This window comes from Thauera sp. WH-1 (assembly GCF_047806685.1).
In the GTDB taxonomy this organism is placed as follows: domain Bacteria; phylum Pseudomonadota; class Gammaproteobacteria; order Burkholderiales; family Rhodocyclaceae; genus Thauera.
In genome coordinates this window covers 12,281-34,256 of sequence record NZ_JBLQGP010000025.1, presented here as the reverse complement: position 1 = coordinate 34,256, position 21,976 = coordinate 12,281, and the positions used below count along the sequence as shown (strand labels likewise).

Annotated in this window: 20 protein-coding genes; 16 read left to right on the top strand and 4 right to left on the bottom strand. The window is 67.9% G+C overall.

What is annotated here, in order from left to right:
• Window positions 1-231 precede the first annotated feature (231 nt).
• The 13 genes from npdG to ACMV5O_RS18750 all read left to right on the top strand — a co-directional run bounded on the left by npdG (window position 232) and on the right by ACMV5O_RS18750 (window position 16,223).
• On the top strand, window positions 232-912 hold the full coding sequence (gene npdG, locus ACMV5O_RS18810; RefSeq protein ID WP_416164889.1) for an NADPH-dependent F420 reductase: 681 nt from the start codon (window positions 232-234) through the stop codon (window positions 910-912).
• 10 nt (window positions 913-922) lie between these two features.
• Entirely contained in the window at window positions 923-1,690 is a 768-nt protein-coding gene (gene cofE / locus ACMV5O_RS18805; RefSeq protein ID WP_416164888.1) for a coenzyme F420-0:L-glutamate ligase, read from the top strand.
• Window positions 1,687-2,637 carry a 2-phospho-L-lactate transferase gene (gene cofD / locus ACMV5O_RS18800; protein ID WP_416164887.1) on the top strand — a complete coding sequence of 317 codons (951 nt, stop codon included), beginning with the start codon at window positions 1,687-1,689 and terminating at the stop codon, window positions 2,635-2,637. The genes cofE and cofD overlap by 4 nt, the downstream gene beginning before the upstream one ends.
• 281 nt (window positions 2,638-2,918) lie before the next feature.
• Window positions 2,919-4,652, top strand: coding sequence for an SLC13 family permease (locus tag ACMV5O_RS18795; protein ID WP_416164886.1), 1,734 nt, complete (start codon window positions 2,919-2,921; stop codon window positions 4,650-4,652).
• Window positions 4,653-4,937: 285 nt separating this feature from the next.
• A complete protein-coding gene (cofC, locus tag ACMV5O_RS18790; protein WP_416164885.1) occupies window positions 4,938-5,570 on the top strand; it encodes a 2-phospho-L-lactate guanylyltransferase in 633 nt (210 codons plus the stop codon).
• Window positions 5,552-7,972 (top strand): 5-amino-6-(D-ribitylamino)uracil--L-tyrosine 4-hydroxyphenyl transferase CofH, encoded by a 2,421-nt coding sequence (cofH, locus tag ACMV5O_RS18785; RefSeq protein ID WP_416164884.1) that lies wholly within the window; start codon window positions 5,552-5,554, stop codon window positions 7,970-7,972. Before cofC ends, cofH begins: the two co-directional genes overlap by 19 nt.
• Window positions 7,973-8,064: 92 nt before the next feature.
• Complete coding sequence (cysD, locus tag ACMV5O_RS18780) at window positions 8,065-8,964, top strand: sulfate adenylyltransferase subunit CysD (protein WP_416164883.1); 900 nt, start codon at window positions 8,065-8,067, stop codon at window positions 8,962-8,964.
• Window positions 8,964-10,871 (top strand): sulfate adenylyltransferase subunit CysN, encoded by a 1,908-nt coding sequence (cysN, locus tag ACMV5O_RS18775; RefSeq protein WP_416164882.1) that lies wholly within the window; start codon window positions 8,964-8,966, stop codon window positions 10,869-10,871. The genes cysD and cysN overlap by 1 nt, the downstream gene beginning before the upstream one ends.
• A 51-nt stretch (window positions 10,872-10,922) precedes the next feature.
• Complete coding sequence (gene cysQ / locus ACMV5O_RS18770; protein WP_416164881.1) at window positions 10,923-11,705, top strand: 3'(2'),5'-bisphosphate nucleotidase CysQ; 783 nt, start codon at window positions 10,923-10,925, stop codon at window positions 11,703-11,705.
• 174 nt (window positions 11,706-11,879) lie between these two features.
• Entirely contained in the window at window positions 11,880-12,542 is a 663-nt protein-coding gene (locus tag ACMV5O_RS18765) for a TetR family transcriptional regulator (RefSeq protein WP_416164880.1), read from the top strand.
• A 10-nt stretch (window positions 12,543-12,552) separates the two neighbouring features.
• Window positions 12,553-13,737: a sulfotransferase family protein gene (locus ACMV5O_RS18760; protein WP_416164879.1), complete on the top strand. Its 1,185-nt coding sequence runs from the start codon at window positions 12,553-12,555 to the stop codon at window positions 13,735-13,737.
• Window positions 13,730-15,181, top strand: a complete 1,452-nt coding sequence (locus ACMV5O_RS18755; protein ID WP_416164878.1) for a hypothetical protein — start codon at window positions 13,730-13,732, stop codon at window positions 15,179-15,181. Before ACMV5O_RS18760 ends, ACMV5O_RS18755 begins: the two co-directional genes overlap by 8 nt.
• 13 nt (window positions 15,182-15,194) lie before the next feature.
• Window positions 15,195-16,223 (top strand): TIGR03617 family F420-dependent LLM class oxidoreductase, encoded by a 1,029-nt coding sequence (locus ACMV5O_RS18750; protein WP_416164877.1) that lies wholly within the window; start codon window positions 15,195-15,197, stop codon window positions 16,221-16,223.
• Between the two features lie 168 nt (window positions 16,224-16,391).
• On the opposite strand, the gene ACMV5O_RS18745 is transcribed toward ACMV5O_RS18750, so the two are convergent.
• The 3 genes from ACMV5O_RS18745 to ACMV5O_RS18735 all read right to left on the bottom strand — a co-directional run bounded on the left by ACMV5O_RS18745 (window position 16,392) and on the right by ACMV5O_RS18735 (window position 17,838).
• The gene (locus ACMV5O_RS18745; protein ID WP_416164876.1) at window positions 16,392-16,889 is read right to left on the bottom strand and encodes a type II toxin-antitoxin system YhaV family toxin; all 498 of its coding nucleotides are present in this window, start codon (window positions 16,887-16,889) and stop codon (window positions 16,392-16,394) included.
• Entirely contained in the window at window positions 16,886-17,215 is a 330-nt protein-coding gene (locus tag ACMV5O_RS18740) for a type II toxin-antitoxin system PrlF family antitoxin (protein WP_002925271.1), read from the bottom strand. Before ACMV5O_RS18740 ends, ACMV5O_RS18745 begins: the two co-directional genes overlap by 4 nt.
• A gap of 218 nt (window positions 17,216-17,433) precedes the next feature.
• Window positions 17,434-17,838 carry a response regulator transcription factor gene (locus ACMV5O_RS18735; RefSeq protein WP_416164875.1) on the bottom strand — a complete coding sequence of 135 codons (405 nt, stop codon included), beginning with the start codon at window positions 17,836-17,838 and terminating at the stop codon, window positions 17,434-17,436.
• On the opposite strand from ACMV5O_RS18735, the gene ACMV5O_RS18730 reads away from it, so the two are divergent.
• From ACMV5O_RS18730 to ACMV5O_RS18720, 3 genes are read left to right on the top strand one after another with little or no spacing between them, the layout of a single operon-like run.
• Entirely contained in the window at window positions 17,837-18,802 is a 966-nt protein-coding gene (locus tag ACMV5O_RS18730) for a hypothetical protein (protein WP_416164874.1), read from the top strand. The two genes, ACMV5O_RS18735 and ACMV5O_RS18730, sit on opposite strands and share 2 nt — an antisense overlap.
• 30 nt (window positions 18,803-18,832) lie before the next feature.
• The gene (locus ACMV5O_RS18725) at window positions 18,833-19,645 is read left to right on the top strand and encodes an SDR family NAD(P)-dependent oxidoreductase (RefSeq protein WP_232433208.1); all 813 of its coding nucleotides are present in this window, start codon (window positions 18,833-18,835) and stop codon (window positions 19,643-19,645) included.
• A 14-nt stretch (window positions 19,646-19,659) separates the two neighbouring features.
• Entirely contained in the window at window positions 19,660-20,547 is an 888-nt protein-coding gene (locus ACMV5O_RS18720; protein ID WP_416164873.1) for an NAD-dependent epimerase/dehydratase family protein, read from the top strand.
• Here the strand turns inward: ACMV5O_RS18720 and ACMV5O_RS18715 are convergent.
• A complete protein-coding gene (locus ACMV5O_RS18715; RefSeq protein ID WP_416164872.1) occupies window positions 20,537-21,964 on the bottom strand; it encodes a DHA2 family efflux MFS transporter permease subunit in 1,428 nt (475 codons plus the stop codon). The genes ACMV5O_RS18720 and ACMV5O_RS18715 overlap by 11 nt on opposite strands.
• Between the last annotated feature and the right edge of the window lie 12 nt (window positions 21,965-21,976).

Genomic DNA, 21,976 nt, shown 5'->3' with positions numbered 1-21,976 from the left:
GCAAGCCAGGATCGCGCCCTCGCGCACGGTCCGACTCTCGGAAGGCTTCCAGGCGGCGGCACGCGCGCCAGCAAGCGTGCTGGCGAGCGCCATGGGTGATGTCATGATTCCGGTTCGCGCTGCTGCGTCGTCCGATCGGACGATGCCCACCCGCCATCGAAACCCGTAGCGTGGCCAGTACCGCACATGCCCGCAGCGGCGGGCCTCACGCCCCCCCATGGAGACATTCAGATGGTCATCGACAAGACAAGAACAATCGCCGTCATCGGCGGCACCGGCAAGCTCGGGGCCGCCCTCGCCCGTCGCTGGGCGAAGGCGGGGCTGCGCGTGGCGATCGGCTCGCGCGACGCCGACAAGGCGCGCGAAGCGGCCGCCGCGCTGGCGGCGGAGACCGGTGCCGCGGTCGATTCGGGACTCAACGCAGAAGTTGCCGCCCGCGCCGACCTGATCGTGGTCAGCGTTCCCTTCGCGTCGCAGGTCGCGACGCTGGAGGAGATCCGCGCGGCGGCGGCCGGCAAGCTGGTGGTGGATACCACGGTGCCGCTGATCCCGCCCAAGGTGATGCGCGTGCAACTGCCGCCCGAGGGCTGCGCCGCGCTGCGCGCGCAGCAGACGCTGGGCGAAGCGGTGCGCGTGGTCTCCGCCTTTCACAACGTGGCCGCCCACAAGCTCGCGACCGACGAGGAGATTGCCTGCGACGTGCTGGTGTTCGGCGACGACAAGGCCGATCGCGCCCAGGTGGTCGCCCTCGCCGATGCCGCCGGCCTGCGCGGCCTGCACGGCGGCGCCCTGGCCAACTCCGCCGCGGCCGAGGCGATGACCTCGGTGCTGATCTTTCTCAACAAGACCTATCGTGTCGACGGCGCCGGGCTGTGCATCACCGGCGCGCTCGACATGAATGCCGACGCCTGAGGATCCGGCCATGGGACGCCGGCTCTGTTTCGAAGCGCTTTCCGGCATCCCCGAGGTCCGGCCTGGCGACGCACTGGCGCCGCTGATCGTGGCGGCGCTGGCGGAGAACGGCAGCGCGCTGGGCCACGACAGCATCGTCGTGTTGGCGCAGAAGATCGTGTCGAAGTCGGAAGGCCGCTTCGCCTGGCTCGATGAGGTCGTCCCTTCCGACAAGGCGCAGGAGCTCGCCCGCATCACCGGCAAGGACGCGCGCCTGGTCGAGCTGACCCTGTCGGAATCGACGCGCGTGCTGCGCGCGGTGCCGGGCGTGCTGATCGTGCGTCACCGCCTGGGCTACGTGATGGCCAACGCCGGCATCGACATGTCCAACGTCCCCGGCGAGGCCGACCGCGAGCGCGCCCTGCTGCTGCCGCTCGACCCAGATGCCTCGGCCGCCGCGCTGCGCGAGACCTTGCGCCTGGCCACCGGGCAGGCGGTGGGCGTGATCGTCAGCGACAGCTTCGGCCGCCCGTGGCGCAACGGCGTGGTGAATGTGGCGCTGGGTTCGGCCGGCATTCCCGCGCTGATCGACCGCCGCGGCGACACCGACCGCCACGGCCGCACGCTGCAGATCACCCAGACCGCCTTTGCCGATGCGGTGGCCGCCGGCGCCGCGGTGGTAATGGGCGAAGGCGACGAGGGCATGCCGGTGGTGATCGCCAGTGGCTTCATGCCGGCCGCGCCCGAGACGGATTGCCGGGCGCTGGTGCGCCCGATCGAGACGGACCTGTTCCAATGAGCCCGACCAACACCCTTGCCCTGAGTGGCGGCGTCGGTGGCGCCAAGCTCGCAGACGGACTGCTGCACGCGGCCGGCCGTGGCCGGCTCACCGTGGTGGTCAATACCGGCGACGACTTCACCCACCTCGGCCTGCACATCTCGCCCGACATCGACACCGCGCTGTACACGCTGGCCGACCTCGCCAACCCCGAGACCGGTTGGGGCCGGCGCGACGAGACCTGGACCTTCATGGATGCGCTCGCCCGCCTCGGCGGCGAGACCTGGTTCCGGCTCGGCGATGGCGACCTCGCCACCCATGTCGAGCGCACCCGCCGGCTGGCCGCCGGCGAACCGCTGTCGGCCATCGTCGCCGACTTCGCGCGTCGCTTCGGCATCGCCGCCGACATCGTGCCGATGTCCGACAAGCCGCTGCGCACCCGGGTGCGGACGGACGAAGGCACGTTCGACTTCCAGGACTATTTCGTCCGCCAGCAATGCCGGCCGGTGACGCGCGCAGTCGAGTTCGTGTTCGCGCCCGACACGCGACCCTGCGCCGCGCTCGAAGCGGCGCTCGCCGACGAGGCGCTGGGCGCCATCCTGATCTGCCCGTCCAACCCCTACCTGAGCATCGCTCCCATCCTCGCCGTGCCGGGGCTGCGTGCGCTGCTGCGGGCGCGCGGCGTACCGATCGTCGCGGTCTCACCGCTGGTGGGTGGCGCCGCGGTGAAAGGGCCGACGGCGAAGATCATGAGCGAGCTCGGCGTGCCGGTGAGCGCGGACGAGATCGTCCGCCACTACGGCGACCTGCTCGACGGCTTCGTGCTCGATGCGCGCGATGCGCACCTGCGCGAGCGGATCGGCGTGCCGGTGCATGTGACCGACACGCTGATGCTGACGCCCGCCGACCGCATCCGCGTCGCGCAAGAGACCCTGGCCTTCGCAGCTGCCCTGCCCCGCAGGCCCTGACCCAGGCGCGCGTCGTCCATCTGCACATCGATGCCGACGCGCGGCCCAAGAAACCGAGCTTTTTCACATTCAGCCGGAATGCATCCTGAGGTCAATCGCAAACGCCTGTTTTTAAATGCCTTAGCGCATTTTTCGAGCGCTCTCGAAGTGTCCCGAAGCGAGTAGCCGTCCGCGTATACGAGGTGTTCCAATCCTGGCAAGGACAGCGCCAGGACCATGCAGACACCACACCTCACCCACCTTGCAGCCCCTGCGGGCTCGACCCCGGTTGCAGGCAAGCGATGACGGCCTATCTCGTCCTCGCTTCCCTCGCCGTCCTGCTCGCACTGCTGTTGAGCGGCCGCTTCAAGCCCGCGAGCCTGTTCGTCAGCTGGGCGGTCGGGTATCACCTGCTGATCGGGACGGACGAAAGGAGCTTTCTCGCCAGCTATGTGAATCCGGGGGTCGTCACGCTGGCGCTGTTGCTGATGGTCTCGCTGGTCCTGGAGCGCGCGCCGCTGCTCGACGCCTTGCCGGCGCGCCTCCTGCGCGGACGTCCGACGCTGGCCGTGTTGCGGCTCACCGGCTTCACCGCGATCGCGTCGGCCTTCATCAACAACACCGCGATCGTCGCCGCGCTGCTCGGCACCCTGGCCCGGCAACGCCATCTCCCGCCCTCCCGCGTCCTGCTGCCGCTGTCGTACGCCGCGATACTGGGTGGCATCACCACCTTGATCGGCACGTCGACCAACCTCGTCGTTAACGCCTTTGCCGTCGAGGCCGGGCTGCCCCCGATGGGAATGTTCGACCTCGCCTGGGCCGGTGTGCCGATCGCGGTCGTGTGCCTGATCGTGCTCGCCATCGGCAGCCGCCATCTTCCCCTTCATCAGGGCGGCTCCGAGGAGCAAGCCCAGCGCTACTTCCTCGAAGCACGAGTGATGCCGGGCGCGCCGCTGGTCGGACGCACGATCGAACAGAACCGGCTGCGCCAGCTCGATGGCCTGTACCTGGTCGAGATCGTTCGCAACGCTCACCTCATATCACCCGCGAGTCCGAGCGAGATCCTACAGGCGGACGACCGCCTGATCTTCACCGGCGAGATCGCAAAGGTATCGACGCTCCAACGCTTTCCCGGTCTGCAACTTTTCGGCCATCAGAGTGGCGCGCTGCTGCACTCGAATCTCGTCGAGGTCGTGATCACCGGCGAATCGGAGCTCGACGGGCGCACCCTGCGCGATCTGGATTTCCGCACCATGTTCGACGCGGGGGTGGTCGGCATCCGCCGTGGCAACCAGCAGCTCTCGGGTCAGCTGGGGCGGATCGTCCTGCACGCCGGCGACTGCCTTCTGCTTGCCACCGGGGCGGACTTCGGCCAGCACCGCAACCTCGACCGCAACTTCGTCATCGTCAGCGGCGCCCCCGTCAGGCCCCGTTTGAGTCCGCGTCAAAGCCTCCTGGCCTTTGCCGGCTTCTTCGCCGTGATCGCGCTGGCAGCACTCGAGCGCCTGCCGCTGCTGCCGGGGCTGCTGATGCTGACCGGGCTGTTCATCGCGTCCGGCCTGCTGGAGGTGGCGGAGATGCGTCGGCGTTTTCCCTTCGAACTCGTGCTGATCATCGGATCGGCGCTGAGCATTGCGCGGGTCATGGAGGATTCGGGCGCCGCCGGGCTGATCGTGCAGGCAATGAGCGCGGTGTCCGCCGGCCATGGCGTCTGGGGCGCCTTCATCGGGGCCTACCTGATCACGTTGCTCCTGACCGAGGTGCTCACCAACAACGCTGCCGCCGCGCTCGGCTTTCCAATCGCACTGGCGGCCGCACGAGCCTTCGACGCCGATCCGACGCCCTTCATGATGATCGTCTGCTACGGCGCGAGCGCCGGCTTCCTCGTTCCTTTCGGCTACCAGACGCACCTGATGGTGTTCTCCACCGGGCACTACCGCGCCATGGACTTCGTGCGCCTGGGCCTGCCCATCACGCTGGCCTACAGCACCGTGGCGCTGATGGTCGTCCCCTACCTGTTTCCCCTTTACCCCTGATGCGGTCCCGCAGCGCAAAAACCGAGCTTTTTCACATTCAGCCGGAACGCATCGCAAGGCAAGTCGCAACACACTGTTTTATAGATAGTTTTATTTCGCGCCCAGCAATCGCCCAGGGGCTCAAAGCGAGTAGCCGGCGTCGTATCTGAGATGTTTCAATTTTGCCAAGGACAGCACCCAGACCATGCAGACACGACACCTCGAACCTCTCGCAGCCCACTACACCGCCCCCGCTTCGCAGCGTGTCACGCGCACTGCCACGGCCGGATCGCCGGGAGCACGGCCATGAGCTGCTGGGCCCTGGTTCCGCTCAAGGCGCGCCGCCTCGGCAAGACGCGGCTGTCCGGCATGCTGGATGAAGCCGCCCGGGCCGGGCTGGTGCAGACGATGCTCGATACCGTGTTGTCGGCCCTGTCCGCGGCGCAGGAGATCGATCGCATCGCCGTGGTCAGCAGCGAACCCGAGCGGATCCCTGCCGGCGTCCTCGCCCTGCCCGACCCCGGCGAGGGCCTGAATCCGGCGCTGAGCGCGGCCGCCGACAGACTGCTCGACCACGGTGCGAGTTCGCTGCTGGTCATCCACGCCGACCTGCCGCTGCTGCGGGCGAGCGAGATCGACCAGTTCGTGCGCGCCGGCCGCCACCAGGGCATGGCGCTGGCGGCAGACCGCCACGGCACCGGCACCAACGCGCTGTTCGTCGCGGACGGGCTGGACTTCCCCTTCCGGTTCGGCACCAACAGCCTGTCGCGCCATCTGGCCGAAGCCCGCCTGCGCCGGATCACGCCCGCCCTGCCCGCGCTCAACGGCCTCGCCATCGACATCGACACCCCTGCCGACCTCGCCTGCCTGTGGCCGGCCGCCGCAGCCCCGTTCACATCCTCCCGCTGGAGTCCGACGCCATGCACGACCTCACTCTGAGCCTTCTCGACCGCGCGCTGGCAGGACACACGCTGTCGGCGGAAGACATCCACCTGCTGGCCGAGCACGCGACGCACGCCGAGTTGCTGCAGACCGCCGAGACCCTGACGCTGGCCGGGCACGGATCGAACGTGGGCTATTCGCGCAAGGTCTTCATCCCGCTCACCCGGCTGTGCCGCAATACCTGCGGCTACTGCACCTTCGCCACCACGCCGAAGTCGGTGCCGAGCGCCTACCTGAGCGCCGACGAAGTGCTGGCCATCGCCCGCGCCGGGGCGGCGGCAGGCTGCCACGAGGCCTTGTTCACTCTCGGCGAGCGTCCGGAGTCGCGTTACCAGGCGGCACGCGACGCCCTCGCCGCGCTCGGCCACGGCTCGACCGTCGAATACCTGGCGGAGATGGCCGCACTGGTGCATCGCGAGACCGGGCTGCTGCCGCATGTGAACCCCGGCACCATGAGCGCCGAGGAGATCGCCCTGCTGCGCCCGCCGTCGGCGTCGATGGGCATCATGCTGGAGTCGTCCTCCACCCGCCTGTGCGAACGCGGCGGCCCGCACTGGAAGTGCGTGGACAAGCATCCCGAGGTCCGCCTCGACACCTTGCGCCTCGCCGGCGAACAGGCGGTGCCGATGACCACCGGCATCCTCATCGGCATCGGCGAGACGCGGCGCGAACGCGTGGACTCCCTGCTCGCGCTGCGCGACCTGAACGCGGCGCACGGGCACCTGCAGGAGATCATCGTGCAGAACTTCCGCGCCAAGCCAGGGACCGTGATGGCAGGTGCGGACGAGCCCGGCCTGGACGATCACACCTGGACGATCGCGATGGCGCGCCTGATCTTCGGCGCCCGCATGTCGATCCAGGCGCCGCCCAACCTGAGACCCGGCGAGCTCGGCCCGCTGCTGCGCGCCGGCGTCAATGACTGGGGCGGCATCTCGCCGGTCACCCTAGACCACGTGAACCCGGAAGCAGCCTGGCCGCAGATCGACGCGCTCGCCGCCGAGACCGCAGCGCACGGCCGCCACCTGCGCCCGCGCCTGCCGCTGATCCCGTCCTTCGTGCGCGAGGCTGCGCGGTGGACCGACACGGCGATGTGCACCGCCCTGCTGCGCCGCGCCGACGCCAGCGGCTTCGCCCGCGCCGACGACTGGATCGCCGGCACCGGCCAGGCCCCCTCGCCCGCCGCGCTGCGCGCCTTCGCACCGCAAGCGGGCGCCACGGCGCCATCGCAGGCCATCCGCGCGCTGCTCGACAAGGCCCTGGCGGGCCGCGAGCTGGCCGAGGACGAGATCGTGCGCCTCTTCGATGCGCACGGCGCGGACCTGCACGCGGTGATGGCGGCCGCCGACCGCCTGCGCCGCGACACCGTGGGCGAGGCAGTCACCCACGTGCGCAACTGCAACATCAACTACACCAACATCTGCCAGCACCGCTGCGGCTTCTGCGCCTTTGCCAAGAGCCACGCCGCTTCCACGCTGCGCGGCCCGGCCTACCGGCTCGAAGCCGAGCAGGTTGCCGCCCGTGCGCTCGAAGCCTGGGCACGCGGCGCCACCGAAGTGTGCATGCAGGGCGGCATCCACCCGCACTACACCGGCGACACCTACCTCGAGCTGCTGGCGGCGGTGAAGCGCGCGACGCCCGATATTCACATCCATGCCTTCTCGCCGCTGGAGATCCGGCACGGCGCCGCCACCCTCGGCCTGTCGCTGCGCGACTACCTGCGCCGCCTGCGCGACGCCGGCCTGCGCACGCTGCCGGGCACGGCGGCGGAGATCCTCGACGACGAGGTGCGCGCCATCATCTGCCCGGACAAGCTCGACACCGCGCAATGGCTCGAGGTGATGGCGGCCGCGCACGCGGTCGGCATCCGCAGCACCGCGACCATCATGTTCGGCCATGTGGATGCGCCGCGGCACTGGGCGCGCCACCTGCTCGCCATCCGCCGCCTGCAGGCCAAGACCGGCGGCTTCACCGAGTTCGTGCCGCTGTCCTTCGTGCATATGGAGTCGCCGCTGTGGCACAAGGGCCGCGCACGTTCCGGCCCGACGCTGCGCGAATCGGTGCTGATGCACGCGGTCGCCCGCCTGGTGCTGCATCCGCTGATCGCGAACATCCAGACCTCGTGGGTCAAGATGGGCGCCGAAGGCGCGGCGCTCTGCCTGCAGGCCGGTGCCAACGACCTCGGCGGCACGCTGATGTACGAATCGATCACGCGCGCGGCGGGCGGCGCCAACGGCCAGTTGATGGAGACCGCCGACCTGCGCGCGATCGCGGCGCGCTGCGAACGTCCGCTGCGACAGCGCAGCACGCTCTACGAGGCGGTGCCGCCTGCGGCCGATGGGGCCGCGGTCGGGCCACCCCAACGCCCGCGCCAGGTGCATAGGCTGCACGCGACCGCCTGAACCCCCACGCTCCACGCAGTACCGAACCGCGCCGCCCCGGCGGCGCGGCCGGCCCCCCTCGGCCCTAGATCCCGCAACAAGCTGGAGAATCCATGACACTCACCCACCTGCAACGGCTCGAAGCCGAAAGCATCCATATCCTGCGCGAAGTCGTCGCCGAGGCCGACAACCCGGTCATGCTGTATTCGATCGGCAAGGACAGCGCGGTGATGCTGCACCTGGCGATGAAGGCCTTCTATCCGGCGGTGCCGCCCTTTCCGCTGCTGCACGTCGACACGCGCTGGAAATTCCAGGAGATGTACCGCTTCCGCACCCGCATGGCGCAGGAGACGGGCATGGACCTGCTGGTGCACATCAACCCCGAGGGCGTCGAGAAGGACATCAACCCCTTCACCCACGGCTCGGCGATCCACACCGACATCATGAAGACCGAGGGCCTCAAGCAGGCGCTCGACCAGTACGGCTTCGACGTCGCCTTCGGCGGCGCGCGCCGCGACGAGGAGAAGTCGCGCGCCAAGGAGCGCGTGTTCTCCTTCCGCACCGCCCAGCACCGCTGGGACCCGAAGAACCAGCGTCCCGAGCTGTGGAAGCTCTACAACGCCAGAAAGCACAAGGGCGAGTCGATCCGCGTGTTCCCGCTGTCGAACTGGACCGAGCTCGACATCTGGCAGTACATCTACCTGGAGAACATCCCGATCGTGCCGCTCTACTACGCCGCCGAGCGGCCGGTCGTCGAGCGCGACGGCACGCTGATCATGGTCGATGACCACCGCATGCCGCTCAAGCCCGGCGAGGTGCCGATGATGAAGAATGTGCGCTTCCGCACCCTGGGCTGCTACCCGTTGACCGGCGCGGTGGAGTCCGAAGCCGACACCCTGCCGGCGATCATCCAGGAAATGCTCCTCACCCGGACGTCCGAGCGCCAGGGCCGGGTGATCGACCACGATTCCGCCGCTTCCATGGAAAAGAAGAAACAAGAGGGGTATTTCTGATGGCACACGTTTCCGACCTCATCGCCACCGACATCAAGCAGTACCTGCAGGCACACGAACACAAGAGCCTGCTGCGCTTCATCACCTGCGGCAGCGTGGATGATGGCAAGAGCACCCTGATCGGGCGCCTGCTCTACGAATCGAAGATGCTGTTCGAGGACCAGCTCGCCGCGGTCGAGGCCGACTCGAAGAAGTTCGGCACCCAGGGCGACGCGATCGACTTCGCGCTGCTGGTCGACGGCCTGGCCGCCGAGCGCGAGCAGGGCATCACGATCGACGTGGCCTACCGCTTCTTCTCCACCGACAAGCGCAAGTTCATCGTCGCCGACACCCCGGGCCACGAGCAGTACACCCGCAACATGGTCACCGGCGCGTCGACCGCGGACGTGGCGATCCTGATGGTCGATGCGCGCAGGGGCATCCTCACGCAGACCCGGCGCCACAGCTACCTGGTGTCGCTGCTGGGCATCCGCCACATCGTGGTGGCGATCAACAAGATGGACCTGGTCGACTACTCGGAGAAGGTCTTCCGCGACATCCGCGAGGACTACGCCGCCTTTGCCGCGCAGATCGGGCTCGAGGACGTGAGCTTCATCCCGCTGTCGGCCTTCAGGGGCGACAACATCATCGAGCCCAGCAATGCGATGCCCTGGTACCACGGCAGCACGCTGATGGCTTACCTGGAGACGGTCGAGATCGACGACGCACGCATGCAGCGCGCGCCCTTCCGCCTCCCGGTGCAATGGGTCAACCGCCCCAACCTGGATTTCCGCGGCTTCGCCGGCCAGGTGGCGAGCGGCGTGATCCGCCCGGGCGACCGCATCCGCGTGCAGCCCTCCGGGCGCGAGAGCACGGTGGCGCGCATCGTCACCCACGGCGGCGACCTGGCGCAGGCCGTCTCCGGCCAGTCGGTGACGCTGACGCTGGCCGACGAGATCGACATCTCGCGTGGCGACGTGATCTCCACGGTGGAAGCGCCCGCCGAGGTGGCCGACCAGTTCGAGACCACGCTGGTGTGGATGCACGACGAGCCGATGCTGCCCGGCCGCCCCTACCTGCTCAAGATCGGCGCCAAGACGGTCGCGGCCACGATCACCGACATCAAGTACCAGGTGAACGTGAACACGCTCGAGCACGTCGCGGCCAAGAAGCTGGAACTGAACGCGATCGGCGTGTGCAACATCAGCCTCGACCGTCCGATCGCCTTCGATGCCTACCGCGACAACCGCGACACCGGCGGCTTCATCCTCGTCGACCGGCTGTCCAACAACACCGTTGGTGCCGGCCTGCTGCACTTCGCGCTGCGCCGTGCGCACAACATCCACCTACAGCATGTCGATGTCGACAAGGTGGCGCGCGCAACCCAGAAGCACCAGAAGAGCTGCGTGCTCTGGTTCACCGGCCTGTCGGGTGCGGGCAAGTCCTCGATCGCCAACCTGGTCGAGAAGAAGCTGCACGCGCTGGGCCACCACACTTACCTGCTCGACGGTGACAACGTGCGCCACGGGCTGAACAAGGACCTCGGCTTCACCGACGCCGACCGCGTCGAGAACATCCGCCGCGTGGCCGAGGTCGCGAAGCTGATGGTCGATGCCGGCCTGATCGTGCTCACCGCCTTCATCTCCCCGTTCGAGTCCGAGCGGCGCATGGCGCGCAGCCTGATGGGCGAGGACGAGTTCATCGAGATCTTCGTCGACACGCCGCTCGAGGTCGCCGAGCAGCGCGACGTCAAGGGCCTCTACAAGAAGGCGCGCCGCGGCGAGCTGAAGAACTTCACCGGCATCGACTCGCCCTACGAGGCGCCGGAGAACCCCGAGCTGCGGCTGACCACGCCCCAGCTCTCCCTCGACGCGGCCGCCGACGCGGTCATCGCCACGCTGCGCCTGAGCGGCGTGATCGCCGACTGAAGGCAGCGGGCCCCGCCGGGGCCCGCCCCACCAACGCGAACTGGAACAAACATGACCAAGACCTCCGATCTACGCGCCCTGCTCGACGCCTTGCTGCCAATCGCCCGCGCCGCCGGCGACGAGATCATGCGGATCTACGCCACCGATTTCGCGGTACGCGGCAAGACCGACGCCTCCCCTGTGACCGAGGCCGACGAGCGCGCCGAAGCCCTGATCCTTCCCGCGCTCGCCCGCCTCACCCCGGACATTCCGGTGGTCTCCGAGGAGGAGGCCGCGGCCGGGCGCATTCCCGCGGTGGGCGAGCGCTTCTGGCTGGTCGATCCGCTCGACGGCACCAAGGAGTTCATCAGCCGCAATGGCGAATTCACCGTGAACATCGCGCTCATCGAGCGCGGCGTACCGGTACTCGGCGTCGTCTTCGCGCCTGCGCTCGACCGCCTGTTCGCCGGTGGCGCGACGCTCGGCGCGATGGTCGAGGACAAGGGCGTGCGCCGCACGATCGCGTGCCGCACACCGCCCGCCGAAGGCCTGACCGTGGTGGCCAGCCGCTCGCACGGCGACGCCGAAGCGCTGGCCGCCTTCCTCGCGGGGCGCAAGGTCGCCAGCCAGACCAACGCCGGGTCGTCGCTCAAGCTGTGCCTGGTCGCCGCCGGCGAAGCCGATGTCTATCCGCGCCTCGGCCGCACCATGGAATGGGATATCGCCGCCGGCGACGCCGTGCTACGTGCCGCCGGCGGCATCGTCCGCACGCTCGATGGCACCACCCTGCGTTATGGCAAGGCCGATTTCGCCAACCCCCACTTCGCCGCCTGGGGCACGACCGCCTCGGCCTAGCGCAACAAAAACCGAGCAAGGCTCAGTTTATGCAAAAGGGACTCTGAAGCAGCCTGCAAGCCACTGTTTACAGGACGCTTTGAATCCACCCGCCGTTCGCCTACGTACATCGAAAGCGAGTAGCCAGGCGGTGGATGGCTTGCTCCAATGACCCCGTCACGCAAAGGAAAGCCCATGGCCTCCCACCACTCTCCACTGCGCCGCAGCCCGACCCAATCCCGAGCGACCGCGACCCTGCGCGCGATTCGCGAAGCGGCCCTGCGCATTCTCAAGGAGGAGGGGCATGCACGCCTGACCACCAACCGCATCGCCGAGGTTGCGGGGGTCAGCATCGGCAGCCTTTACCAGTACTACACCGACAAGCACGCCATCGCGGCCGACATCTGCAATGCGCTGCTGACCTCGGAGCTCGACGAGATCAAGCGGCTGGACCGCCAGGCAATCGCCCTGGCGGAGAACTCGCTCGATGCGACGCTGGCCTTCTTCGTGGAGGAACAGGTTGCGCGCCACCGCCGCCTGTACCTGCAACTGCAGGACTTCTACCTCGAGATCCACTGGAAGTACGACTTCGAGGCCTATTCACGCAAGCGCTACCCCAACAAGCCAAGCACTGCCGAGTGGCTGCCGTCCGCCCTCGGACGCCACAAGGGCGCGTTGCGGGTGAACAACTTCGCGCTCGCCGCGCAGATGGTGGCCAACGCGCTCGAAGGCACGATCCACGCCACGCTCGACCGCAACCCGGACCTGATCCTGACCCAGGACTTCGTCGACGAGCTGCACGCCATGCTCGTCCGCTATCTCAAGAAGATACCCGGCGAAGGCATCCCGAACGACTAAGGAGACCCCCTTGCTGTACTACTTCGACTTCACCGTCTGGTTCAAGCTGCTGCGCCTCGTCGGCCAGGAGCCCAACGCGCGCCGGCGGCGCGGGCTGTATAAGCTCCTGCTGCTGCATGTGCCACTGCGCGCCGCGTTCACCGCCGTGTGCTTCTTCCTCGACGGCATCCTGTTCCCCGGCCTGTGGCGCACGCGCGTCAAGACGCCCGTCTTCATCATCGGCCACGCGCGCAGCGGCACCACGCTCGCCCACCGGCTGATGGGTGCGGACGAGCGTTTCTCCACCTTCAAGTACTACGAGCTGCTCCTGCCCTCGCTGCTGCAGAAGAAGCTCGTGCGCCTGGCCGCATGGATCGACGCCCACCTGCTCGGGCGCGCGCTCGAGCGCAGGCTGCAGGCCTGGGAGAAGCGCAAGTTCGGCCCCATGCAGCACATCCACAAGATGGGCCTGACGATCCCGGAAGAAGACGACCTGCTGTACTTCAACTCCTGCGCCTCGGGCTTCTGGCTGACCAAGCTCCCGTACATGAGCGAGCTCGATTTCTTCCACATCGACCAGCGCCCGGCCGCGAGCCGGCGCCGGATGATGAAGTTCTACAAGGAATGCGTGCGCCGCCAGCTCTACCTGAACGGCAGCGACCGCATCCACCTGAGCAAGAACCCCACCTACTGCGGCCGCGTCGAGTCCCTGATCGAGGCCTTTCCCGATGCGCGCTTCGTGATCCTCTACCGCAACCCACAAGAGACCATCCCCAGCCTGCTCAAGCTCCTCAACGTGGGCTGGAAGCTGCAGGGCAACCTGTCCGAGGACCGCATCCGCGAATCCAACCAGGTGATGACCGGGCTCTCCTACGAGTCCTACCTGCATCCGCTCGCGGTGCTGGAACGCCACCCCGAGACCCCGCGCGCGGTCATCGACTACCGGCGCCTGACCACCGACCCGAAGGGCACGATCGAGGACGTCTACCGCGACCTCGGGCTCGACATCACCCCCGCCTTTGCGAGCTTCCTCGAGGCCGAGGCCGCCCGTACCCGCAAGCACGAAACCGAACACCGCTACAGCCTGGCCGAATTCGGCCTCGACGACGGCGAGATCCGCGCGCGGCTGGCGCCCCTGTTCGAGCAATTCCACTGGGACGAAGACGTCCCCGCCGCCCAACACAAGGACAAGGAAAAGGAGCTGGCCCATGCATGAGCCCAACCCCCGGCACGATGCCGTCTTCGAGGCCGTCAAGGCCCACGTCGAGCCCCGCGACCCAGAGACACGCGACGCCGCAGTCCAGCTGCGCCAGGCCTGGGACGGCATGATCGCGCAGCTGCAGGACGCCCGCGACGCCATCGACGACCCCAAGCTGTGGCCCCCGCCCGCCACGCCGCGCAACCTCGCCGAAGGCTACCGCTACGTGCTCGGCTTCCTGTACGGCTCGATCTCGCGCTGTCTCGGTCCGACGCCGGAGTTCCCTTACTTCGTGCGCGCCATCCAGCCGCTCAACCGCTCGACCATCGACAACTGCGACGCTCTCTACCTGATGGCGCCGATCGACGGCAACTACAGCTACACCATCCGCGGTCGCGCCGCCGACACCAGCGCCTGGCGCGGCGGCAAGGCGCCGGCCGGGGTGCGCAAGGCCCCGCACTACGTGATCTTCGAGACGCCCAGCGGCTACTCGGGCGAAAGCGGCAGCCTCAAGGAGATGACCCCCGGCTCGCGCATCAACTGCGCGGAGCTGGACTGCACCGAGCTCAAGGTGGAGGCCGACGGCCGCTTCGAGATCCTGCTCGCGCCCGAGAAGCCGCCCGGCTACGAGGGCAACTTCATGCTCACCCGCGCCAGCCGCACGCGCAAGCAGAAGGACGGCAGCAGCGTCACGCGCGAGTACGTGAGCCAGCTGGTGATGCTGCGCGAGCTGTTCTCCGACTGGGAGCATGAGGACCTGCTCGAGCTCTTCATCTACCGCAACGACCTGCTCGGCAAGCCGATGCCGGCCTACACGCCCGAGGTCGCCGCCAGGCAGATCGCAGACATCGGCCGCTTCACCCGCAACCAGGTGCACTTCTGGAACGAGTTCTACGCCGTCGTGTGCGAGTGCTACGGCGACATGAACGGCGACGGCCAGTGCTTCATGCCGCGTAACGACTTCAACAAGCCCAATGCCGCCTCGCTCGCCACCGCCGGCGGCATGGCCACCAACGTGTATTGCGGCGGCATCTTCGAGCTGGCAGCCGACGAAACCCTGGTGGTCGAGATGCACCAGCCGGTGGAGCCGGTGTACATCGGCTTCAGCCTGGGCAACATGTGGGGCGAATCGCTGGACTTCGCCAACTACCAGAGCAGCCTCGGCGGCCTGCAGGCGCACCGCGATGCCGACAACGTCTTCCGCCTGGTGGTCTCGCACACCGACCCGGGCATCGCCAACTGGCTCGACACCACCGGCCAGCCCGAGGGCTACATGGCGATCCGCTGGGCCTACCCGGTCAAGCCGATGGATAACCTACCGTGGGCGACGGCGAAGAAGGTGCCGCTCGCCGAGCTGCGCCAGCACCTGCCGGCCGACACCTGCCTCGTCACCCCGGAAGAACGCCGCCGCGAGATCGCCGTTCGCCAGGAACACGTCCAGCGTCGTTACCGTCAGCACTGAGAAGGAGCCCTGCATGTTCGAGATCTTCGCTTCAACCCCTGAAAACCTGAACCTGGCCGACATGGGCGCCTTCGCCCGCCGCGTCGAGGCCATGGGCTACGACGGCCTGTTCGTGTCCGACGCGATCCACGACGGCCTGCTGCTCGCCTGCCAGGCGCTGTCGGCAACCTCGAAACTCAAGGTCGGCACCTCGGTGCTGATCGTCTTCCCGCGCAGCCCGATGAACGTCGCGCTCGCGAGCTGGGACCTGCAGAAGATGTCGGGCGGCCGCTTCGAGCTCGGCATGGGCACGCAGATCAAGCAGAACATCGAGGATCGCTATTCGGCGCGCTGGCTGCCGCCGGCCGCCGGCATGCGCGAGTACGTGGGCGCGCTGCGCGCCATCTTCCACGCCTTCCGCACCGGCGAACGGCTCGAGTACATCGGCGAGCACTACAAGTTCACCCGCCTGCAGCCCTTCTTCAACCCGGGGCCGATCGATGCCCCGGACGTGCCGCTGATGCTCGGCGCAGTCGGCCCGAAGATGCTGGAGCTGGTCGGCAAGACCGCGGACGGCATCCACACCCATCCGACCAACACCTCGGTGCGTTACCTGAAGGAAGTGATCCTGCCGCAGATCGCGGTCGGCACCGCGCAGCGCGACCCCGGCCGCGCCAAGCCCTTCATCAGCGCCAGCCAGTTCGTCGCCACCGGGCCGGACGACGCCACCGTCGCCGCCGAGCGCGAACGCTTCCGCGACATGCTGGCCTTCCTCTTCTCAACCCCGGCCTACTGGGCGAGCCTTGAACTGTTCGGCTGGCAGCACATCGGCGAGGCGCTGCTGGCGCTCACCCGCGAGGGGCGTTGGAAGGACATGCCCGGCGTGTTCACCGACGAGGTGCTCGACACTTTCCTGGTGTCCGGTCGCTACGACCAGTTGCCGGAGCAGCTCGCCGCGCGCTTCGGCGGCCTGGTCGACCGCATCACGCTCACGGTGCCGACCGACCCGGCGAACGACGCGGCGGCAGCGGAGGCGATCAGGCAGATCCGCGCCTATCGCTGACGCCCGCGCTCCCCCGACCCAGCGCGCGAAACGGAGGGTGGTGTCGCGGTTGGAGGCGTTCGGGAAGAAGGTCTAGAAGCGGTTGGCCTGCAACCCGGCAAACGAGCCTGACCGTCCAATTACGCCCTTACCGTGAAGATTGATACCGAAGATGCGCTCGATGCGGCCTCAGAGCTCAACGAACCGATGCAGGCGCTGCATCTCGGCGCGGGCCTCTGCCAGCAGCTGGTCCCAGTCGTCCGGCGGATGACCACCTTCCAACATCCTGCGGAATACCCGGTAGGCGTCGTCACCACGCTCGTACGCGCGTTTGGTGTCCTCATCGTTCACCCAGGCGAAGACGATCAGCCTGGTGGGTGCGTGGTAGCGAAAGAACAGGCGGTACTGCTGGAAGAACTTTGCCCGGAACCAGTGCCTGTGCTCGCCACCCAGAGTGCTGCCCTGGCGGTACTCCGACCGCGTCGGATCCTGCGGGATGATGTCGAACGCCAGCCTGGTGATCGCCGCCAGCCGCTTGCTGGCATTCTTCTTCACGTATCCGGCCGGATCCTTGCCCTTGAGGACCTCGACCTGCTGGGCGAGCGCGTCAAGCTGCGCGAGGAACAGCGGATGCGCGAAGACCGTCCAGCCGTGAATCACCAAGGGCTCAGGCTTGCTGCGCGTCATTCATCGTCTGCCGACAAGGCAGCGTCAAGATCCACCTCGACGCCGCCGACCAGCGCCTGCAGCCGATGAACGAAACCCGGGTCGACCGCCTGCAGGCGCTCTGGGTGACTGGCGATGTCGCGGGCGAGGAAGTCGAGGAAATGTCCGAGTACCGGATCATCGCCTGCAGAGGTCTCGGCGCGGGTCAGCACCACCTCGCCGCCGGGGCGGATGCTGTAGTGGATCCTGTCGCGCTTGCCCAGCCGAAGCGCGCGGCGCACGGTTTCCGGCACGGTGGTCTGGTAACGGTCGGTCAAGGTGGATTCGACTTCGAGGCTGGCGGGCATGGCGCACTCCGAGCAGATGGGGGTGACGCTCCAGATAGTAATGCGGTCGCCCTGCCCATGCAATGCAATCGCATTACTCAAGACCACTGCAGCGGTGGAAGGCTCGGCGTTTGCGACGTTTTCGGTCGCGCCCCTCGAAGCGCCCGTGGGCCGCGCGGCGGAGCACTCAGGCAACCGGCGGGCGGCGGAGGTTCGCGGCAGGCGGGCGAGGCGCCCTCTCAGGCCTCGACCCGCAGCGGCGCGACGCTGTTAAGCAGGATGCGAACCAGCTCGGTCTGCCGCCGCACCCCGGTCTTCGAGAAGATCGCGCGCAGGTGGGCACGCGCGGTATTGCGGCGAATCCCCAGCGCCTCCGCAGCCTCCTCGAGCGAGGCCCCATCGGCCAGCTTGAGCGCGACGGCGGTCTCCGTCGGGGTGAGGTTGAAGAGCTGGCGCACTGCCTCCGCGTCTGCCAGCGTGCGGCCCGCCGGGTCGCGTACGTACAACACCACAACCGGCCTGCCACGCCCGCCCGCCCGCCCACTCACCCGGCGGCAACACCTCGACGACGATGCCCAGGTGCGGCTGACCCGATGGCCGCGATATCGACAAGGCCTCGGCCACGGCCGGCTGGCACGAGGCATGTCGTGCGAAGGCGCCGCGTATCAGGTTCTGCAGCGCGCGGTTGTCACTCGGATAGAAGGCCTCGAGCCGGCCTCCGGCCACTTTGAGGCCGTCGCCATTGGCAAGGATGTCACGCGCAATCGGATTCTGGTCGAACACCCGGCCGCGCTCATCGAGGACGACCGTGCCGACGGACAGGCGGCCCATCGCGCTGGAGTACATCCCGCCCAGGGACTCCTTCCGGCGCAGCTGATTGTGCAGTTGCAGCGCACGGCGCAGGTGCGGCAGCAGGGCCTGGCAACGTGCGCGGTCGCGCTCGCTGAACGCGGGCGCGGACTCCGGGCGCGTGATCCGCAGCGGCAGACGCCCCGCCCCTGCGATCGAGATATCCACCGACATGACGTGAAAGACATCGTGCGGCCTGCACGACTGCTGAAAGTAGGCCGAGCGCCGCCAGTCCGAGCTCGCCATCAGGTCATCGACGACGTGGATCCGGTCCGCCGCCAGGTTCGCGAACGGCGTAAGGTCGTCACGGGCGGGCTCGAAGCGCGCGCTCCCGCCTTCGGCTCCGTCGCCGACCCAGACGATCAGCCCCGGGTCTTCAAGCGATGCCTCGCGCAGGATCAGGGTCAGGAAATTCGCGGCGAACAGGCCTCTCATTTCCTGCAGTGCATCCACCCATTTCTGGTGATCCATTGCGGATGCATAAATGATGCTCACGATGCGATCGTGATGCGCGATGTCCATGTCCGCCGCACGAAAGACCGCGGACGCATCGTGCGCGCTCACGCCATCACCTCAATCTCTAGCCTGCAATCGAGCCCGACATTCATGGAAGGACTATTCCCAAGCCCCCGGTGCAGCTCATCGTCCATCCGGACGATAAGGCCCTCGTCCCCTTTCACGATGTCACATCCGAGCCAGGACCCAACAATCGTCCGGAGCCGGCAGCTTGCCGCTCGAAACTTCAACAGGGGGTCGTGAGACATGCTCGATTTCGATGGAAGGACAATCTTGGTCACCGGTGGCGGTGCGGGTATCGGGCGGGCGACCGTCGAGAAATTCGCCGGCCTGAAGGCGAAGCTACGGGTGATCGAATCGGACGCGGCACGCGCGGCCGACGTGGAAGCCTGGCTCGCCGACCAGGGCGACGGACACCGGGTCTTCCATGGCGACGTGACCAGACCGGACGACGTCGTGCGCGTGTTCGCCGAGCTGACCGCGACGGACGGTGCGCTCGACGTCCTGGTCAACAACGTCGGCGACTCGCTGCAGATGGCAAAGCCCTTCGAAGCGTATTCGGATGCGGAGATCGACCGTCTCTACGGGACGAACCTGCGCCAGGTATTCGAGGTGACGCGCTGCGCCTTGCCGCTACTGAAGGCTCATCGAAGCCCGACCGCAAGCATCGTCAATCTATCGACCATCGAAGCCTTCCGCGGCGTCCCCAACCTGGCGTTCTACTCGGCCTTCAAGACCGCGCTGGCCGGCTTTACCAAGAGCCTCGCCGTCGAGCTGGGTAGCCACGGCATCCGCATCAACCAGGTCGCCCCCGAAGCGACCGAGACCGCCCAGTTGCCCCTTTCGCAGTTCATCAAGCCCGAGTACCGCGAACGCCTGTCGGACTGGGTACCCCTGGGCCGCTATGGCACGGCCGCGGAGATCGCCGACGCTGTCGTCTATCTGGCCAGCGACATGGCGAGCTGGGTCAGCGGCACAACGCTGCATGTGGACGGCGGCGCCCTCGCGGCCAGCGGCTGGTACCGCACGCCGCAAGGCGGCTGGACCATCGCACCGGTCATCCAGACCAACGGTTTCAATTTCTGAGGAGACACACAAGCATGAAGACTCTCGTCGTCGGTGGTACCGGCCTGTTGGGCGGACACGCAGCCTTGCACCTGAAAGCGCATGGGTTCGACGTCACGATCGCATCGCGGACAGCCCCCAAGGCCCCGCTGCTCGCTGCACTTCCATTCATCAGCATCGACTACACGAAAGCCACCGACCCATCGGTGCTGAAAGGATTCGATGCTCTGCTGTTCTGCGCAGGCCAGGACATTCGCCATGTCGATCTCGGGCAGTCCCTGGACGAACAATGGCACGAGCGCAACACCGTCGCCATCCCGCGCTTCTTCGCTGCCGCACGCGATCCGGGCATGCGCCGTGCAGTCCTGCTGGGCAGCTTCTATCCGCAAATGGCACCCGAGCTGATCGAGACGATTCCTTACGTCCGCTCCCGCCATCTGTCGGATGTCGGTGTACGCGCCCTGAACTCGGCCAGATTCGAAGTCGTGTCGGTCAACGCGCCCTTCATGGTCGGCCACGTGCCGGGCCTGCCGAACCCGATGTTCGAAGCCTACGTCGCCTATGCCAAGGGGCAACTGCCCGATGTGCCGGTATTCGGGCCGAAGGGCGGCACCAACTTCATGTCGGTGGGCGCGCTGTCCGAAGCACTGCACCAGGCGCTGCTCAAGGGCACACCCGGCAAGGCCTATCTGGTCGGCGACGAGAATCTGAGCTTTGCCGAGTACTTCAGCCTGTTCTTCGAGGCCGTCGGCAATCCGCAGCCGGTCCCCGAGCTCGACCAGGAACACCCGCTCCTGCCGGACGTCGCCATCTATACCGGGCGCGGCAACTACGCACGCTACGAGCCCGACATGTCCCTGGCCTATCGCCGCAATGACGTGAAGGCTGCCGTGCGCGCCTTGGTCGAGCAGATCAACGCATAGGGTCAGTTCGCGGTCGCATGCGCATGGCAAATGCGACCGCAACCGCGAAGCTCAGCGCCAGCAGCAGGAAGGCCTGCGCATAGGCCTGGAACAGCCCGCCCGTTCCCGCGCCCTCCACCGCCGCGCGCCACTCCACGAACACCGCCACCACCGCCACGCCCAGCACCCCGCCCAGCTGGCGGGTGTAGTTGCTCACCATGGACGCCTGCCCCATCAGCGCGGGCGCGACACGGGCCATGGTGGCCACCATCAGCGCCGGCACCGTCAGCCCGAGGCCGAGGCGCCCGAGCAGGCTGAAGGCGATCACTTCGGCATAGCTGATCTCACCGCCCCGCCAGGCGAACAGCACGAAGGACAGCCCGAACAGCGCCAGCCCCCACACCGTGATCCAGCGCGGCGAATAGCGATCGGTGAGCGCGCCGGCAAGCGGAATCGCCACCGCGAGCAGGATGCCCGAAGGCAGCAGGGCCAGGCCGGCGTAGGTGGCGTCGTAGCCGAGCGCGCTCTGCAGGAAGACCGGGATCAGGTAGGTGGAGGCGTAGAGGCCGAAGCCGTACACGACGGTGACCAGCGCAGCCATCGCGAAGCTGCGCTCGGCGAACAGCTCGAGCGACACGATCGGCGCCGACGCCCGCCGCGCATGGCGCACGAAGGCGAGCGCGCACAGCACCGACAGGCCGAGCAGCGCCAGCGTGCGCGGCGCGAGCAGGCCATGCCCGCGCAGGCTGGCGATGAAGTCGATCGCCAGCAGCGAGGCCGCGCACAGGATCGCCACCCCGAGCCAGTCGAAGCGGTGGCCCGGCGACGGCTCGTGGCGCGGCAGCAGATACAGGCCCAGCACGCCGGCGACCACGCAGAACGGCAGGCTCATCAGGAAGATCGATGGCCAGCCGAAGCGGTCGAGCAGCACGCCGGCGATCGACGGCGCAATGGCCGGCGCGAGCACGATGCCGAAGCCGAGCATGCCGTGCGCCCTGCCCTGGCCGCCAGGCGGAAACAGGCGCATCACCACCAGCATCGGCAGCGGCTGCAGCAGCCCCGCCGCAATGCCCTGCAGGATGCGCATCGCCACCAGGAAGGGGAACCCGTCGGCGAGCGCACCGGCCACGCTGGAGAGCGCGAGCAGCAGGTTGGCCGAGAGGAAGAGGCGGCGAAAGCCCACGCGGTCCAGCAACCAGGGCGTGGGCAGCATGGCCACCGTGAGTGCGGCGAGGAAGCCGGTGACCGCCCACTGCACCTGGTCCTGCCCCATGCCGAAATCCCGCCCCAGCGCCGGCACCGCCACGTTGAAGCTGCTGGTGGCGAGCACCGCGGCGATGGTGGCCAGCCCGACCACGGCGAGCGCCCACCACTTGAACGCCACGCCATGGCGAGCGACAAGGGTTTCGAGCGAGGGCGCTTCAGGCAGGCCGCGCATTGGCGCCTTCAG